Source organism: Neisseria animaloris (assembly GCF_900637855.1).
GTDB classification, from domain to species: Bacteria; Pseudomonadota; Gammaproteobacteria; order Burkholderiales; family Neisseriaceae; genus Neisseria; species Neisseria animaloris.
This window is the reverse complement of record NZ_LR134440.1, coordinates 2,255,095-2,272,151: the sequence shown is the minus strand read 5'-3', so window position 1 is coordinate 2,272,151 and position 17,057 is coordinate 2,255,095. Positions and strand designations below refer to the sequence as shown.

The window sequence follows — 17,057 nt, the reverse complement described above, 5'->3', positions numbered from 1 at the left end:
CCACGGTTTAAGAGGCCGTCTGAAAACTATACTTCGATTCGGTTGGGCGTAAACGTTTCCCACTTGTTGCAAGCGGGGCAATGCCAGAAAAACACTTGTGATTTGAAATGGCAGTTGCGGCAACGGTACATCACTGCTTTTTGTAACTGGCGGCCGATTACCGAACGCATCATATCCGCATCCGCTTTCCAAGCCGGATTCAGCCCGCTCAACTGTAAACCGAGCAAACGGTAAACACCGCTCAAATCGGGTTTTTGGCGCACCAGTTCTACTGCGGTTTGGGCGGCTTCGCCCTCTCCGTTCAGCAACAGCGATTTTTCATAAATCACATTAATCAAATCAAGCTGCGGAAAGGTTTTCATATAGCCGGTCAGCACGTTCAAACCTTCCTGCGCTTTGCCGAGCGCATCGTAAGCGTCGTACAGCCGCTCGCCCACCATGCTCAGATAAGCATAGTTTTGTTTTTCAATCGCGGTATAAGCCTCAATCGCGGCACCGAAATTACCCTGCTTTTGCTCGATATCGCCCAAAATCATATTGGCGCGGGTGCACTTTTTATTGGCATCCAAAGCCTTCTGCACGTAAGAACGTGCGGTTTCAAAATTGGATTGGAACAATGCCGCTTGCGCCAGTTCGCAATAAAATTGGGCGATTTCAAACTGGTACGTCTGCTCGTCATGGCTTAACAATTGCGCCATTTCGATGGCTTTTTCCCAGTCGCGGTCTTGCTGGTAAATACTCAACAGCACCTGCCGTGCTTCTTTTGCCATATTACCGTTTTGCAAGCCGAGAAAAATCTGTTCCGCACGGTCGACCAACCCTGCGCTTTGATAGTTCTGCCCCAACTCGAACAATACGCGCTCACGCTTTTCGCCCACGGTATCGGGGGAATCCAACAAGGCCCGATGCATGTTGATGGCTTTATCGTTCTCTCCGCGCTGGCGGTAAAGTTTGCCCAAAGTGAGATTCAAGTCGTAAGACTGCGGCTGCTGATCGATCACTTCGGCCAATTCGCGCGCCGCTTTGCCGCTGTTGCGATCTACCAAAGCATCAAGGCTTTTATAAAATCCGCCGGGCACGGTTTTAGCCTGTTTCAACACCGCTTTCATATCCACCCGTGCGGCAAACCAGCCCATTGCAAAAAAAACAGGCAGTAAAATAATCGGCAGCAGCAAAATCCAGATTTCGGTATCCATACCGGTTTATTCCTTACCTGCAGGAACCGCGGCAGCGGGTACCTGAGGCACGGCCAAATCACGTTCGCCGATGCGGGCGGATTTTTTCAATTCGGCACGCAAACGGTTATTCTCGCTGCGCAAAGCCAACAAACGGCCGAACAGGGCAAACAAACCGAATACCGCACCGATAACAAATGCGCCGAACAGCACCACAATCAAAGGTAAATCAGCACTTTGGGCGGGCAGGTAGAAAAACTGCACGGTTTGGGTATTACTGATTGCCAACACTAAAAACACCAGCAAAACAATCAGTTTTATAACAAGATAAACAATTTTCATCGGGTTCTCCGTATACGGCACACACTCGGGCCATCTGAAAGCAAATTTTATTTGGGCAACAGTTTAAACGATTTACCCCGTTTAGGATACGCCCAAGCCTTTCAGACAGCCTCTCAAGGCTTGCCAGCAACACCTGAAAAACGGTTATAATGCAAAAGATTATTCCGCTTTTCTGCCCGAAAAACTGCCGCAGCCGCTACGCAGCCGCAGTTGCAAGCCGCCCACAATGCGGCCGATTCCCGCAGCACAGCCCCACCGATTAACATCACATACAAGAAGAAAGCGAATCATGGCTTTAACAATGGACAACCGCGACGGCAAAATCTGGGTAAACGGCAAGTTGATCGAATGGCAAAATGCCACTACCCATGTTCTTACCCACACTTTACACTACGGTATGGGTGTATTTGAAGGCGTACGTGCTTACGAAACGCCCAAAGGCCCCGCCATTTTCCGTCTGCAAGAACACACCAAGCGCCTCTTTAACTCCGCCAAAATTCTCGGCATGAAACTGCCGTTCAGCCAAGAAGAAATCAATCAGGCCCATATCGACGTAGTTAAGGCCAACGATCTTTATTCATGCTATTTCCGACCGATGGCTTACTACGGTTCGGCCAAGCTCGGCGTAGCACCGAAAGACGATGACGTACAGGTTATCCTCGCCGCATGGGCGTGGGGTGCATATTTGGGCGAAGAAGGCATGAAGCGCGGCATCCGCGTGCGGGTAAGTTCGTTCACCCGCCACCATCCCAATATCCATATGATTAAAGCCAAAGCCAACGGCAATTATCTGAACTCTATTCTTGCTAACACCGAAGCAACGCGCGACGGCTACGACGAAGCTATTTTGCTGGATGCACAAGGCTATGTAGCCGAAGGTTCGGGCGAAAACATCTTCCTAATCAACGAAGGAAAAATTTACACCCCTGCCCTCGACGTGGCGCTGGACGGCATTACCCGCAGAAGCGTGATTACCATTGCAGAAGAAATGGGATTGAAGGTTATCGAAAAACGCATTACCCGAGACGAACTCTACGCTGCGGACGAAGTATTCTTTACCGGCACCGCCGCTGAGGTTACCCCCATCCGCGAAATCGACAACCGCGAAATCGGCATCGGCGAACGCGGCCCGATTACCACCGAAATCCAACAACGCTATTTCGACATCGTACAAGGCAAAAACCCGAAATATAGCCACTGGCTGACTTATGTACATTCATAACTAAAACCCTGATACACCGGAGGCCGTCTGAAAAAAAGCTTCAACCGAATTTAAAAGTTTCAGACGGCCTGCTTACAAAAAAGGACAAAACCATGAGCGACCAAAACAATCCCATCGTTATCACTCCGCATGATTTGCCGCTGCATTGTTTCGGCCCTCAGAACGAAACTTGGAACGGACACCCTCGCGTGTTTTTACCGATTCAATCCGACAGCACCATTGAATGCCCGTATTGTGGTGCTGTATATAAACTGGAAGGTGAAGCCAAAGCCCACTAACTTAACATTGCCGTTATGAAAATAAGTTTATCTGCCGCAACCGCCCGCATATCGCGCATAAGCCGAATTGATACGAATTGATACAAAATAAAAACGGACTTTCATAACCAAACCCACCAAACAGCCGAGGGCCGCAACCCTGCCGTTTTGCTTTTCCCCTATCAACACAGAGCAAGCATATGAAAAAACATGCCGTTATTTTACTGACCGCCTTTCTTTGTGCCGCCTGCGGTTCACAAAAAGCCGTCCGCCCCGATGCCCCCACGCCTGAAGTTGCCGAATCGCAAACTTACAACATCAACTATAAAGCAGCCAACGGCAGACGTATCACTGCCGTTTATCACAATAACCACAGCCCGCTTACCGTCGAACTGCGCCAAGGCAATACGGTGGAAACACTCAAACAAATCCAGTCGTGGGCTAAAGGAGCGGAATACGGCAACGCCACCACCCGCTGGCACGTGCAGTCGGACCGCGCCATCTTAACCCGTAAGGGCAAGAAAACCGTTTATAGAGAAACCGATTAATCTCCCGCTTCCCGACTATCTGCTAGAAAGCACGTTTTACTAATGTGAAGCGCAAAGCTGTAAAGCGATACGGCTAAACACAGCATGCTGTTAAGGTTTGCTGTTACAAAAATAAAAAAGACGCAACATGCGTCTTTTTTATTTCGCCTACACAAGAGGCCGTCTGAAAAACCCTACTCACATCTCCGTCCAATCCACCCAGCCCATTGTCCAAGTCAGCAAAATCAACCCACCGAATACAATGCGGTAGTAAGCGAACGGCACATAGTTTTTAGAAGCGACAAACTTCAGCAACGCTTTTACCGCCAACAAGCCGGCTACAAATGCAGAAATGAAACCGACAACAATCAAACCGATATCTTGCATTGTAAAAAGTTTATAGTGCTTCAACACATCGTAAGTAGTTGCGGCAATCATTACCGGCACAGCTAAAAAGAACGAGAATTCCGTCGCAACCTTGCGCTCCAGCCCCCATAGCATTCCCCCCATAATCGTACTGCCCGAGCGGGAAGTACCCGGTACCAATGCACAAATCTGAGCCAAACCGACTACCAAAGCATCGCGCATTTTCATATCGTCTACATTCGTTACTTTAGGCGTGGTTTTCAATTGGCGGCATTCGACCCACAAAATAATAAAACCGCCCAACACCAAAGCCGCGGCAACGGTAATCGGGTTAAACAGAAACACTTTGATCTGTTTACTGAAAATCAATCCAACAACTGCTGCGGGAATAAATGCTACGGCAAGATTTACCACAAAACGGTTAACGGCTTTGTCTTTACCCAAATGGGTAATAACATGGGTAAACCGCTGGCGGTATTCAAAAATAACCGCTAAAACCGCCCCTAACTGAATGGCAATTTCAAACACTTTTCCGTTGCTTTTAAAATTTAACAAATCCCCCACCACAATCAAGTGACCGGTACTTGAAATCGGTAAAAACTCGGTTAACCCTTCAATAATGCCCAAAATCAGGGCTTTGAACAGCAAAATAATATCCATAGATTTTCAGACGGCCTTGAAAACAATAATTTAAGGCAGCCTTACGACTGCCCGATTAGCCGAACAACTCAATATTGCGGCTCTATCAAAATGTTATTTGTTGGCAGCCTTTGCAAGCAATGCCCCTTTGCTTTTCAAAGCAGGTGCAACTGCAACCGGCTTGGCAGAAGGCGTTTTCATACCACGCTCGGTACGGACTTTTGCTACCAATTCATCAATTGTTTTCATCCCTGCCTGCCAGTCGCCGGTAAATTTCACTTGGTATTTACCACCGACGATAACTGTCGGAGTACCGCTGATTTGATAGGTATTGGTCAAATCTTCCATTCTTTTCGCTTGGGCTTGATTGCCGAAAGAGTCATAGGCGGCAATCAGTTTTTTGCCATCAAAACCCTTTTGGGCTGCCGCCCATTGCTTAAAGGTCGCAGAATCGGCCAAATTGATTTTCTCTTCATAAACCGCACGGAATACGGCCTGATTGGCCTGGTATTTCAAACCTGAACTGTTTACTGCAGCCGCCACACGTGCGAACCCCAGCATTTCAGGTTGCCATACAACATGTTCGGTACGCAGATAAGTGTCTGAAGGGAATGTTTTTGCATGCTTCAGGAGCACAGGATCCAAGTGATAACAATGTACGCAGAAATAACCGAAAAACTCCAATACCTCGATTTTATCTGCCTGGCTCTGAGGAATCGGCTTGGGTAATACGGTATAATCTTTACCTTCAGTCGCCGCGTAAACATTAGCTGTCAATGCCAATGCTGCAACGGCGGTCAGCAATACGGTTTTCAATTTCATGTGCTTTCCTTAAGTTTAAGTTTTATTTCACCGTGCGGGCAAAGCTGTCCACACCGTTCTGTTTAAGAGTTTGTTGCGCTTTCCGAGCCGCTTCTTTATTCATCCGGCTGCTTTGGACACGATAGACGGACTTACCGCCGGTGGCTCCCTCAACGATACTGGACGACACCCCCATCATTGCCAGCTTGGCACGGTGTGCTTCAGCACTTTCACGGTTGCCGAACGACCCCATTTGCAGCACGATACGGCCGCCTTCTTCAGAGGACTGCGCTTGGCGTTCTTTTTTACGTTCGGCCTCTGCTTGGGCAGCTTCTTCACGGGCTTTTTCAATACTGCCGCTGTTTAAAATCTGCTCGGGTGTCGGTTTGGCCGCTTTCTTAGATTCTTCTTTTTCTGCATCGGCTTTTTTCTCGACCGGTTTGGTTTCAGCTTTAGGTTTGGCTTTCTGGGCCGGCTTTTCAACAGGTTTGGTTTCCGGTTTTTGCGGCACCGGTATCACGTCTATTACGTCGGGAAAAGTTTCTTCAGGTTCCTCAATCTTTTCTACCGACTCAGAAGCTTGTTGTTCCTGAATAAAACCGCCTAATACATCGGAAGCGGGAGGGCTGACTGCACCGGAAGCCTGCTGCTGCGGCACCGATATGATAGGCTCACTGCTTCTAGGTGTTAGAATTTCCGGCGCAGGCAGCTCTTTCGGAGCTTCTTCTTTTTTGAAAACTTTCTGATTGCTTTTATTTAAAAAGAACAACACACCTGCAATTACAGCAGTTGCCAACAGCAAACCCAACATAAAACCTGAAAGGCCTTTACCGTATTGTTTTTTTGCGTCCATAAAATACCTTATCTTTTTTATTCCGAGATGCCGTCTGAAAACACTTTAATTTACCCAAATTTTCAGGCTGTCCATTTTAACAACATCTTATGTTATTGGGCAAAAGCCCTTACAAAGCCCGACGAAAACTTACTGCCTGCAACACATGCGAACGGTTTACCGTTTCGTCATTGCCCAAATCCGCCAACGTGCGCGCCACCCGCATAATACGGTGGAAGCTGCGGGCCGACAGCGATAACTTTTCCAGCAATTCCCCTAACGCTTGTTGGGCCTCTTTACTGACCATTGCAATAGTATCCAGTTCCGTAACACTCAGGGCGGCATTCACTTTACCTTGTCTCGAATACTGTTTTTCTCTTGCCGCTTCAACGCGTTTTAAAACTTCCGCACTGCTTTCGCCCGCCTCTTGCCGCATCAATTCGGCTGAGGAAAGGCCAGGGACTTCAATGGTTAAATCAATGCGGTCTAGCAGTGGGCCGGAGATTTTGCTGCGGTAGCGGGCTATACTTTCGGGCGTGCAGCGGCAAGGCTTAACCGGATGACCGAGGTAACCGCACGGACACGGATTCATTGCCGCAACCAATTGGAATTTGGCCGGATAAACCGCCTTATGGGAAGCGCGGGAAATGTGAATTTCCCCACTTTCCAAAGGCTCGCGCAACACCTCTAAAACCTTGCGGTCAAACTCGGGAAGTTCATCTAAAAATAAAATTCCGTTGTGAGCCAACGAGATTTCTCCGGGCCCCGAATTTCCGCCGACTATGGCCACTTGGCTGGAAGTATGATGGGGGGTTTGATAAGGTTTTTTGTAGTCCAATTCCTGCCTATGATTCGGCAGCAACGAGCGCAGCGACCACACCTCAATCAATTCCTCGTCGGTCAGCGGCGGCAAAATACCCGGCAAACGTTGGGCGAGCATCGATTTTCCCGTGCCCGGTGGTCCCATCATCAGCAGGCTGTGTCCGCCCGCGGCGGCAATTTCCAAAGCCAACCGCGCCGTATGCTGGCCTTTAACGTCTTTCAAATCGGGGAAATTGATGTTTTCAGACGGCCTGATATGCGCATCATAAACGGTTTGCGCCAACGGTTCGACTGCATTCAGATGGGCGGCAACTTGGCCCAGACTGTCGGCACCGTAAACAGTGATGCCCCTCATTACCGCAGTTTGTTCGGCGTTTTCAGACGGCAGCACGAATGCCCTGCCCGCCTGCATGGCTTGCCAAGCCATTGCCAGTGCACCGCGCACGGGGCGCAAGGTGCCGGACAAAGCCAGCTCGCCGGCGAATTCATATTGGGGCAGTTTGTCACCGGCGATCTGCCCCGATGCGGCCAAGATACCGAGAGCGATAGGCAAATCAAAACGCCCCGACTCTTTAGGCAAGTCTGCGGGCGCAAGGTTTACAGTGATTTTTTTAGCGGGGAAATCGAATCCGCTCTGTATGATGGCCGCTCGCACACGGTCGCGGCTTTCTTTGACTTCGGTGTCGGGCAGACCGACGATATTGAAAGCGGGTAAACCGTTGGCAAGGTGAGCTTCCACCTCGACCAACGGCGCATTCATACCGTTTAATGCACGGCTGTAAACAACGGCTAAGGACATCTTGCTTCAAGCGGCCTTATTCCACTTGTTCCGGCACTTCGGCAACGGTTTCCACTTGTTGTAGCGGCTGTTCGCCTTCAAGCTTGGCAAGACGTGCTTCCAATTCTGCCAATTTGGTGCGGGTTTTAATCAGCACTTGTTGTTGGATGTCGAATTCTTCGCGGGTAACCAAATCCATGCGGTTGAATGCGCTGCCCAACATGGCTTTCACGTTTTTTTCCACGTCTTTGGCGGGGCTGTTGGCGATGGTCTCGCTCAGTTTGGCAGACACTTCTTCAAATAGTTTTTTACCGATCATTTTGGTCTTCCTTCTTTTGTAAGATGGGGTTTGTGGCATTGTATAGCGAATCAGGCCGTCTGAAAACCGCTGTACGGTGTACTTTCAGACGGCCTTCGCAATTTTTCAGCATTACAGGCGCTACTCGGCAGTAAAGGCCGTCTGAAAAACCTCGTTACCGATATGGATGTCGGCCAGATAATCGTTGCGGTTTTGCGTGCACACCGGCAGGCGGATTTGGTTTGCCGCCCATGTGCCGTCTTCCTGACGGATGAGTTTGTAGCGGTTGAAACCCATATCCATGTTGCTCATCGAAAAGCTCACAAACACTTCCTGCACCGACGGCCCGACATCGCGCACCACGATATCGAACGGGGCTTTGGCGGAAACATTTTCACTGAACTTCACGGTCGCACCGTTTGGCAACCGGCAGCCCGTGCGTACATTACAAGCGGCTTCGCTTACCGGCGTAATATCGGGCTGCTGTCCTTGCCACCACAACAAAGAAACGACTTTCACCGCAGCAAACGCCAGCAGCACAACGGCAATCAAAATTTTCTGGTTTCGGGTTAATTTCGACATTTTCAGACGGCCTCAAAACAATCAAAAATCTAGTGATAACAACTCAATCAAAATAAAAACTTAGACGGGCTACCTTCAGGCCCATTCGGTTTCATCGTCAACCAATACCGTATGCGCCCCCAAAGCCAACCAGCGGTTGCGGTATGTTCCCGCCGCGTCGGATGCAGCGGACACCACCAAAGGCACGGAAACTCCGTCTTCCAACACCGAACAAACCGCTTCCGCCGCAGCCGGATTCTGCACCTGCCACACCACTACATCGGCATCCTGCACACGCAGCCATTGTTCCGGCCGGGAAATCACTACCCAAACACTGTCGGCTTCCGGCATTTTGCCGCGCTTTACCAATTCGGTTTCTTCAATCAAAACATTTCCATGCTGCGGCTCCGCCGACTCAAACGGCACCACACGGTATCCGCCCATACCGTTTTCGCCATACAAGCCCGTTTTCAGACGGCCTTGAAGCTCCGTCGGCACCGCCAGCGCAGCCAGCAACGGGCCGTTGGCAGGCAGCATCGGCGATACGTCGAAATCCCCCGCCCGCTGCCACGACCAAGCCTGCCCTTCGCACGCTTGAATTTCTCCCGACCAATCCCCCGCTCCCACACGGAAAAAACGCAGATGCACCCGCGCGTGCTCGTAATCGTGAATCTTAGTCAGCCACGGCCGCGCTCGGCGGATTTGAATGCCCAACTCTTCTTCAAACTCGCGTTTTAACGCCTGCAACTCCGTTTCGCCCGCCTCAACCTTACCGCCTGCAAATTCCCAATACCCCGCATAAGGCTTACCTTCGGGGCGCGAACTGAGCAAATAGCGGCCTTGCCCGTTCAACACGACACCGGCCACCACACGAACCAACGGACGGGAAGCATCCATTATTTCCTCCAAACCACACAGAAATTTTTGTGAAAAACGGAATATACAGAAATGCCTGAAAGCCGTCATCCGTTGCCCCTCAACCACAACTGGTTAAATGAACGGCAAACATAGTTTGCACTTAAACCGGTTGCACAAAAAACCGCACGGAATAACTTGTTTTTTCATCGGCACAATGCTATTTTCAGCCTACTTTAATTCTGCATTCCGCTCAACCGCTGCCGACCGTCTATGCCTGCCCCGACCAATCCGCCATCCGCATCCCGTAACAAACGTAAACAAACCGGCCTATCCCGATTGGCCGTCTTGTCCGTGCTTCTTACCGCCTTAGCCCTAAATGGCTACGGCTGCAACGGGTATCGTGCCTTTGCCGCCGCGCCTGTTGTGGCAGCTTCGCAAAGCGAAGTTTTTTATCAAGGCAACCTATTGGAAAACGCCGCCGCCCTGCAAGCCGCCGAAGATGCTTTAAAAAACCTGCCGCTGCTTCACGGCAAAGCCGTTAATGTGTATGAAAGCGTAGACTTTTTCGACGGCGTGCGCCCGCGCATCGAAGTCGATATCCAAAACCCCAACCAACCCGAAAAAATCGACCACTATATTTACGAACGCGGCCGATGGACGCTTACCCAAACCATGCGTATCCCCGCTGCAGAACGCATCGCCCGCTACCAATACCTCACCCCGCTTGCCAAAGTCCGCTTTGCCGATGTCGTGCCCGTTGCCCGCAACTGGTCGGCCAAAGCAAAATCCGTCGATGCCGTTATCACCGAACCTTATTACGTTTCTTTCGTATTGCTCGGCAAGCAAAAGAAACGCTTCTGGCACACTGCTACCATCGAAGCCGTGGGCGCGCAGTATTATTTGAGCTTTCATGAAGATGGGAAGGTTTGGGAATTTAAGAAATTGTGAGGTATGGATAAATGAGGCCGTCTGAAAAATTGATTTCAGACGGCCTTTTAATTATGCTATATCTTAATTAATTAGATGATAATTAATATTTTAATTACAACTATTTATAACTAACTTTGATAAAGAAAAGGAGAACAAATGGCTTACATCTCTAGATTTAATTTTGGACGATTAGTTGCTAACAGAGAAACGACACTCAATAATGATGACCTAACAAGAGAGTGTAATAAAATTTACGCAGATAAAGATATTGATTGGTTCAGCGATTTAGAGAAAAAGAGATTATTTTTGTGCAAAATATTACTAACTGAACCAAATAATCCTCTATTTCAAAAAATAATATGTAATAAGTGGATAAAAATCCAAACTACAGATAATTTTAAAAAAGCCAAAAAACCAAGAGAACCCAGATTTCATCGGGATAAAGACTGCGAGTGGCTTAATAAAGATTATGAAAATTATAACTTACCTGCTAATTTTTTAGAATTTTACAAAACAAAAGGTGTAGAGGAGTTTAGATTATGGTTTAAGACACCTATCATTGATCACAGAAATAATGAAATGAGAACACCTGAAGATTGGATTAATAATGGGGATAAGATGAAATTTCTCGCTCAAGTAGAAACAAAATGGAATAAAGTTAGCTGGTCTAATTTTGAGAAACAATTTCGTCCTAATAGTGGAAGAGAAAGTTTTGACAATTGGAATTTAAAAAAAATAGAAGAGAAAATAGATCAATTATTATCTAAATTTGATAGTTGGTATCTATCTTTAAGTGAAGAAGACCAAATTAGAATAAATAAAATAAAAAATAAAAATATCACGACAAAAGAAGATCTAGAAATCAAATTTAAAAAAGAATTTAGATTTTCAATGAAAGATCTTCTTCTGACTTACTATTATGCTACTGCTATAAATTCTAATATACCTATAGAAAATACAACTATTCTTGAAAAATTAGGATTTAAGCCTTGTAAAAAATGTTATCCCAATACAAAAAATATTGATATCACAGATGTTACCAATTCGACGATAATAAAAAATTTTGAAGATGATTAAATTTAGGCTTAAAAAGCAAAAGGCCGTCTGAAATATTCAGACGGCCTTTTGCTTTCGGCTTTTTAAAAACTATTTCAATCCGCTCAAATAAGTATCGCTGTCGTCAATCCCCAATTCAATCCACATCGGCAGGTGGTCGCTCATGAGGTAGGTGCGCCAGTCTTTGAAACTGCGGCCGGGCTTGGTTTCGCGCTCTTGGGCGTAGGCGGCTTCGTCTTCCAAGCGGTAAACGTGTTCGAAGAAGTCGAATACACCTGCGCATCCGGTGGGCTTAAGTTTGGCAAGCTGTTTGTAGTAGGCAATTTGGTCGTAGTGGCGGTTTTTGGCGACGTTGGAGCCGGGGATGGTTTTGAGTTCTTCGGGAACGACGAATCCGGCTTCGGTAATCGCCTGCATGGTTACGTCGCTGCGGTTGAAGATGTTGAAGTCGCCAAGCATGATGAGGTTGTCGGGTTTTACTTCTGCGCCGGGACGGTATTGCGGTGCGCCGGAAAGTTTGGCGGCGTGTTTGGCGATGGTTCGGCTAAATGATTTGATTTCGTCGAATCGGCGCGGATCGACGGCCACGCCTTTGCCGTAGTAGATGTGTACGGTGGCGAGGGTGAGGTAGGCCCAGCCTGCTTTGAAGCCTGCCACATAGGGTGAACGGGCGAGCTGCAAGGGTTCCTGTTCAGCGTTTTTGTCTTTGGGCAGTACGAGTTCGGCGGCCAAACCGGTGAAGCTGACTTTGCGGCGGTCATAGAGATAGGCCATGCGCTCGGAGTTGCCGGACGTGCCTAGGGTTACGTCGGTAACGAGAAACTGCCAGTTGTCGCCGAGCAGCCGTTGCAGGTGTTGCAGCGGGTAGAGGCCGTCCCGCACTTCTTGGATGGCAATAAGGTCGAAATGGTTGAGGATTTCGGCAATGTAGTAATAGGCTTCTTCGCTGCGGTAGCCGTATTTGCCGGAATCGAACTCGCGGATGTTCCATGTGGCAAGCAGCAGAGTGTCGGAGACGGTGCGTGTGGGAATCTGCTCGGCCAAGGCTCGGCGCAGGCGTTGCAGGCCTTCGATGGTGCGGTGGCGGATGGAAGCGTCTTGGATTTTTTTGATTCCTGCATAATAGGTCATGGTTTTTCCTATGAGAGCTGTTTTCGAAAACCTCGTGTATATTTTAAATATATTACTTTGTTTATGAAGTAAAAAGTTATTTACAGACGGGAACGGGCCGATTTTCAGACGGCCTTGTTTTATATCAATCCCGAATTGGCCCGGCTATTTGTTTCGAATAGATAGTTTAATTTGTTTCGTGCGGTAAGATGGTATTGATGATATGATTTTTTTGATTGCTTTTTCAGGCAGATTGCTTGTTTCGACAGGGAAAAACAGGCCGTCTGAAAAAAGTTAATATGAACACGAATCGGATTTTCGGCTTTATTTGCGACAAGAATGATTTTCAGACGGCCTCCAAGCTGAAGAGGCCGTCTGAAAAACCAAGATACCTATGAATAAACTAACCGACATCTTTTGGCAAAGTGCGCGTTTGGAATTGAACTATCTGAGCCGTGAACGCTGGGAGCTTTCGCTGCTGCTGTGGTTGCCGCTTGCCAGCGTATTGCTGGTGTGGTGGATGTTTGCCCGCGCCGCCATCACCGATCTGCCCGTCGGTGTGCTGGATAAAGACCACAGTGCCTTATCGCGTCAAGTGGTGCGTTATCTCGACGGCGCACCGGCTTTGAAAGTAGTTCGGACTTATACCGACGAGCGCGCAGCACAACAAGGTTTGGACGGAATCGACGTATACGGCGTGGTGGTGATTCCCGACGGTTTTTCCCGACAACTCAAGCAAGGCGGAGCTTCGCCGTTGATTTTGCAGCTCAACGGGCAGTTCGGTTCGTTTTCCGGCGTATTGGTGCGCGACGTGCAAGCCGTGGCGGGCACGCTCTCGGCAGGGGTGGAAATGAAAGCCCTCAACAAACGCGGCGCTTCGCCGCAACAGGCGGAAAATACGTTCAGCCCGATACGCACGAGCACTTCCGCGCTGTTCAATATTTCCACCGACTACCAGCAATTTCTGGCCGCCACGCTGATTCCGGGGCTGCTGCACATTCTGGCCATGACCGCCGGTGCGGTGGCTTTCGGACGGGAAATCCGCGATAAAAGCCTGCACGATTGGCTGACGGCGGCAGGCTGCCGTCTGAAAGACGGCCATATCCGCTTTGGCGATGCCATGTCCGCACTGTGCGGCAAGCTGCTGTGGCCGGCGCTGGCCTTTACCGTATGGAGCGGCATGCTGTTGTGGCTGCTGGCGCAAACGCATGATGTCGGCGGGTTGTCGTGGCTGGCCGCATTTTTAGGGCTGTGTTTGATGATGCTGGTGTCGTTGTGGCTGGGCGTGATCGCCACCGCTTTGCCGATGTCGCTGCGTATGGGGCTGTCTACCACCGGCTTCATTACCGCACCCGCTTTCGCTTTTTCGGGCATTGCATTTCCGCGTATCGCCATGCCGACATGGGCGCAAAATTGGTCGGACATATTGCCGCTCACGCATTATCTGGAATTACAGCAAGGGTTGCTGGAAATGGGCATACCGTGGCAATGGTCGGCCGCGCCGCTGTTGTGGTCGGCATTGGCCGCAGTTTTACTGTTGTCGGTTGCAACCAAATTGTCGCAACGTGCCTACCGGCTGCCCGAACGTTGGGGCGCACGATAGTTTTTCAGACGGCCTCCTCAGCTTGGAGGCCGTCTGAAAATACGATGACCAATAGACTTTAGTTTCTGCTGTGCCTTGTACCAAAAACAAACTGCAAAACTTTCCCGAACATGAAACAGAAAATCTTCACCGCCGCATTTATCGACACTGTCCGCAACATCTTTTCCGACAAAGGCGTGCTGCTGATGTTGGTAATCGCACCTGTGCTTTACGGCTTTTTCTATCCGTGGCCGTACAGCACGCAGGCGGCGCGGCGGATTCCGGCGGCAATCGTCGATTACGACAAAAGCACTTTGTCGCAGCGCATCATCCGCATGGCAGAAGCCAGCCCGCGTTTGGACGTTCGGGTGATGCCCAGCGAGAATGATGCGAAAACAGCCTTGTGGAAAGGGGAAATCGGCGGCTATATGGTATTGCCCGCCGGTTTGAAAAACGATGTGATGATGCAGCGTCCCGCACGGGCAGGGGTGTTAGCCAACGGCAGTTATCTCTTAGTCAGCAAAGAAGTGCGAACCGGTTTTGCCGAAGTGGTCGGCACGGTTTCGGCAGGCATTCAAATCAAACGTCTACAAGCGGGCGGCATGACTTCGGAACAAGCTTTGGCCGCGCAAAATCCGATACCGTTTGTGATGCAGGTGCAATACAACCCGACTCAAGGCTACGGCAATTATGTCGTGCCGGGCGTGGCGGTGCTGATTGTGCAGCAGCTTTTGATGATGGGTTCGGCGTTGCTGGTGGGTACATGGCGCGAACAGAAACGGCAATACGCCACCATGCAGGCGTGGGCGGGCAGAATTGCCGCGCTTTCGGTGATGGGCTGGCTGATGTCGCTGTTTTACTTCGGCTGGGTGTTTTATATCCAAGACTACGGGCGCGGACAGAATATCGGCGGCATGCTGGCGTTCACACTGCTGTTCGCACCTACGGTTGCCACGCTCGGCTGTTTGTTCGGGCTGTGGTTTCAAAAGCGTGAGCGTTCTTTGCAGTTGTTGATGTTCACGTCGATTCCGATGTTTTTCCTCAGCGGCTATGCTTGGCCCGCCGAATTGCTGCCGCTGCCGTTGCAGTGGTTGCGCTGGCTGATTCCGAGCACGGCGGGCATTCAAGCTTCGGTGCGCTTCAACCAAATCGGTACGCCGTTTGCCGATGCCGCCTATTTACTGTTGGTGCTACTGACCCTACTGGCGGGGTACCTTTTGATATTACTGTGGTATGTAAAAAAACACACTGCTCTTCCTATCCCGCGTAATTGAAACTCTTGGGCAGCCGAATAAAATAAAACTGCATGAAAGATTCCGTTTACCGGGTTGCTTCCGCATATTGGACAGATACCGGTAAATCTAATTGATAAAAAGCCGTCTGAAAAAATTCAGACGGCCTTTCTCTTTTTTAAAACAATAAAATTTGAAATCTCGATCGATAAAATCAGGATAAAAAATTACAAAACAGAAATAAAATCATTAATTTGCATTATTTATTACATTATTAGGTTTTTATATCACAATAAAGTTGATAAGGGAAATTTATTGCTTTTATGCTAAAATCGGAAAAATTTATTTCACATACCATTGAGAATTTTCATGACGACAACCAAACAAGTAAGCCAGCGAACCGGCATAAGTATGTTCTTTATCCTTTTGCTTGCGTATATTACTTTTGCGGCAAGCTGGGTGGGCGGTTCGACACTAAGCCCGCAAATTCTGGAAACCTATTTCGACGGACATGTATCTTCCGTTGTAGGCCAAGTTATCAATTATACCATTACCATAGCCAGAATTTTTGCAAATTTTCTGGCAGCCTATTTCCTGATTAAGCTGGGTGTAAAAAAAGCAGTAACTCTGGCATTGGGATTACTGTGTTTCTCTCTCATTGCAGTTTGGCTTCCAAACTATTGGTTCTATACTGTCGCCCGCATGATTATGGCATTGGGCGGTTCTATGATCATGGTGTATATGAACCCGATCGTCGCCCGGTTTGTCAGCCAACACTATAAGCTGACATACAGTGCATTGATTACCGCATCTTACAATATCGGTGCCTTCATCATTGCCGTCTTATTCACGGTTTGGTCCGACGAACTGCATGCCGACTGGCGCATCACTCTGTCGGCTATTGCTCTGCTGACGGTTATATTATTCACATTATGGCTGGTTAAAGCCGAAAACTTCGACACCGCAGGCCAGCCCGATGGTTCTGTGAAACAATACGGCTATAAACAGGCTTTGGCCGATCCGTTTATCTGGAAAATTTCTTTGGGCTTTGGCGGTTATCTGTTTTTGTATGTGATGTCTTTAACCAGCCTTCCCGCAATATTCCCCAAACATGTCGATACCATCGATAAAAGCATGATGCTGCTGGCAGTGAGCGGAGGCGGTATCCTCGGCACACTGATCATGATGCGTGTGAAACTGGAGCGTACACGCCGCCCCGTATTGCTGTTGGCGGGAGCCGGCATGATCGGCACAATGGCCGCGGCTTTCCTAACCGCCCAGGCTATGCCCGCCATCTCTTATCTGCTGATGTTCGCCTCAGGCTGTATCATGTTTATGCAATATCCGGTTTTCCTTAACCTGCCGCACGAATTGCCAAATATGTCGCCGCAACGTATTACGATAATGTTCGGCCTGATTTGGGCTTTGGCCTACAGCCTCTATACGATTCTGAATTTCCTGTGGAGCTTAATACTCGACCACACCGGCTGGACAACATCGTTGATATTCTATTTCACTTGTTCCTGCCTGTACCTGCTGGCCGTATACCTGCTGCCTGAAACTTACCGCAAACCGGCAAACTGATTCAGCCGCAATCCCGCCCGGCCGGCTCCAACCGTTGCCGGCCGCAAAAACAATCAGGCCGTCTGAAACATTATTTTTCAGACGG

Annotated in this window: 18 protein-coding genes; 8 read left to right on the top strand and 10 right to left on the bottom strand. The window is 49.0% G+C overall.

Annotated elements, in window-relative coordinates:
* Nucleotides 1-26: 26 nt before the first annotated feature.
* Complete coding sequence (gene lapB / locus EL216_RS10715; protein WP_085390298.1) at nucleotides 27-1,196, bottom strand: lipopolysaccharide assembly protein LapB; 1,170 nt, start codon at nucleotides 1,194-1,196, stop codon at nucleotides 27-29.
* 6 nt (nucleotides 1,197-1,202) lie between these two features.
* The gene (locus EL216_RS10710; RefSeq protein ID WP_085390297.1) at nucleotides 1,203-1,517 is read right to left on the bottom strand and encodes a LapA family protein; all 315 of its coding nucleotides are present in this window, start codon (nucleotides 1,515-1,517) and stop codon (nucleotides 1,203-1,205) included.
* 289 nt (nucleotides 1,518-1,806) lie between these two features.
* Here EL216_RS10710 and EL216_RS10705 point away from each other — a divergent pair, with 289 nt between their 5' ends.
* The 3 genes from EL216_RS10705 to EL216_RS10695 all read left to right on the top strand — a co-directional run bounded on the left by EL216_RS10705 (nucleotide 1,807) and on the right by EL216_RS10695 (nucleotide 3,544).
* Nucleotides 1,807-2,739 (top strand): branched-chain amino acid transaminase, encoded by a 933-nt coding sequence (locus tag EL216_RS10705; protein ID WP_085390296.1) that lies wholly within the window; start codon nucleotides 1,807-1,809, stop codon nucleotides 2,737-2,739.
* A 92-nt stretch (nucleotides 2,740-2,831) separates the two neighbouring features.
* The gene (locus tag EL216_RS10700) at nucleotides 2,832-3,017 is read left to right on the top strand and encodes a zinc-finger domain-containing protein (protein ID WP_085390295.1); all 186 of its coding nucleotides are present in this window, start codon (nucleotides 2,832-2,834) and stop codon (nucleotides 3,015-3,017) included.
* 179 nt (nucleotides 3,018-3,196) lie between these two features.
* On the top strand, nucleotides 3,197-3,544 hold the full coding sequence (locus EL216_RS10695) for an MliC family protein (RefSeq protein WP_085390294.1): 348 nt from the start codon (nucleotides 3,197-3,199) through the stop codon (nucleotides 3,542-3,544).
* A gap of 177 nt (nucleotides 3,545-3,721) precedes the next feature.
* Here the strand turns inward: EL216_RS10695 and EL216_RS10690 are convergent, their stop codons facing one another.
* From EL216_RS10690 to EL216_RS10660, 7 genes are all read right to left on the bottom strand, one after another.
* The gene (locus EL216_RS10690) at nucleotides 3,722-4,549 is read right to left on the bottom strand and encodes an undecaprenyl-diphosphate phosphatase (protein WP_085390293.1); all 828 of its coding nucleotides are present in this window, start codon (nucleotides 4,547-4,549) and stop codon (nucleotides 3,722-3,724) included.
* Between the two features lie 93 nt (nucleotides 4,550-4,642).
* Nucleotides 4,643-5,350: a thiol:disulfide interchange protein DsbA/DsbL gene (locus tag EL216_RS10685; RefSeq protein ID WP_085390292.1), complete on the bottom strand. Its 708-nt coding sequence runs from the start codon at nucleotides 5,348-5,350 to the stop codon at nucleotides 4,643-4,645.
* A 22-nt stretch (nucleotides 5,351-5,372) separates the two neighbouring features.
* The gene (locus EL216_RS10680) at nucleotides 5,373-6,182 is read right to left on the bottom strand and encodes an SPOR domain-containing protein (protein WP_085390291.1); all 810 of its coding nucleotides are present in this window, start codon (nucleotides 6,180-6,182) and stop codon (nucleotides 5,373-5,375) included.
* A gap of 109 nt (nucleotides 6,183-6,291) precedes the next feature.
* Nucleotides 6,292-7,782: a YifB family Mg chelatase-like AAA ATPase gene (locus tag EL216_RS10675; protein WP_085390290.1), complete on the bottom strand. Its 1,491-nt coding sequence runs from the start codon at nucleotides 7,780-7,782 to the stop codon at nucleotides 6,292-6,294.
* Nucleotides 7,783-7,798: 16 nt separating this feature from the next.
* Nucleotides 7,799-8,080 (bottom strand): accessory factor UbiK family protein, encoded by a 282-nt coding sequence (locus EL216_RS10670; RefSeq protein ID WP_085390289.1) that lies wholly within the window; start codon nucleotides 8,078-8,080, stop codon nucleotides 7,799-7,801.
* Nucleotides 8,081-8,200: 120 nt separating this feature from the next.
* The gene (locus EL216_RS10665; RefSeq protein ID WP_085390288.1) at nucleotides 8,201-8,641 is read right to left on the bottom strand and encodes a hypothetical protein; all 441 of its coding nucleotides are present in this window, start codon (nucleotides 8,639-8,641) and stop codon (nucleotides 8,201-8,203) included.
* A 75-nt stretch (nucleotides 8,642-8,716) separates the two neighbouring features.
* Entirely contained in the window at nucleotides 8,717-9,517 is an 801-nt protein-coding gene (locus EL216_RS10660; protein WP_085390287.1) for an NUDIX domain-containing protein, read from the bottom strand.
* A 231-nt stretch (nucleotides 9,518-9,748) separates the two neighbouring features.
* Between EL216_RS10660 and EL216_RS10655 the strand changes: the two genes are divergently transcribed.
* Together EL216_RS10655 and EL216_RS10650 are read left to right on the top strand one after the other, a co-directional pair.
* On the top strand, nucleotides 9,749-10,426 hold the full coding sequence (locus EL216_RS10655) for a hypothetical protein (RefSeq protein WP_085390286.1): 678 nt from the start codon (nucleotides 9,749-9,751) through the stop codon (nucleotides 10,424-10,426).
* A gap of 138 nt (nucleotides 10,427-10,564) precedes the next feature.
* Nucleotides 10,565-11,485 carry a hypothetical protein gene (locus EL216_RS10650; protein ID WP_085390285.1) on the top strand — a complete coding sequence of 307 codons (921 nt, stop codon included), beginning with the start codon at nucleotides 10,565-10,567 and terminating at the stop codon, nucleotides 11,483-11,485.
* Between the two features lie 69 nt (nucleotides 11,486-11,554).
* Here EL216_RS10650 and EL216_RS10645 read toward each other — a convergent pair whose 3' ends face one another.
* On the bottom strand, nucleotides 11,555-12,595 hold the full coding sequence (locus tag EL216_RS10645) for an endonuclease/exonuclease/phosphatase family protein (protein ID WP_085390284.1): 1,041 nt from the start codon (nucleotides 12,593-12,595) through the stop codon (nucleotides 11,555-11,557).
* A gap of 373 nt (nucleotides 12,596-12,968) precedes the next feature.
* On the opposite strand from EL216_RS10645, the gene EL216_RS10640 reads away from it, so the two are divergent.
* The 3 genes from EL216_RS10640 (at nucleotide 12,969) to EL216_RS10630 (ending at nucleotide 16,972) form a co-directional block, all read left to right on the top strand.
* Nucleotides 12,969-14,177, top strand: coding sequence for an ABC transporter permease (locus tag EL216_RS10640; protein ID WP_085390283.1), 1,209 nt, complete (start codon nucleotides 12,969-12,971; stop codon nucleotides 14,175-14,177).
* Between the two features lie 110 nt (nucleotides 14,178-14,287).
* On the top strand, nucleotides 14,288-15,430 hold the full coding sequence (locus tag EL216_RS10635; protein WP_085390282.1) for an ABC transporter permease: 1,143 nt from the start codon (nucleotides 14,288-14,290) through the stop codon (nucleotides 15,428-15,430).
* Nucleotides 15,431-15,799: 369 nt separating this feature from the next.
* Nucleotides 15,800-16,972: an MFS transporter gene (locus tag EL216_RS10630; RefSeq protein WP_197720432.1), complete on the top strand. Its 1,173-nt coding sequence runs from the start codon at nucleotides 15,800-15,802 to the stop codon at nucleotides 16,970-16,972.
* Nucleotides 16,973-17,057 lie beyond the last annotated feature (85 nt).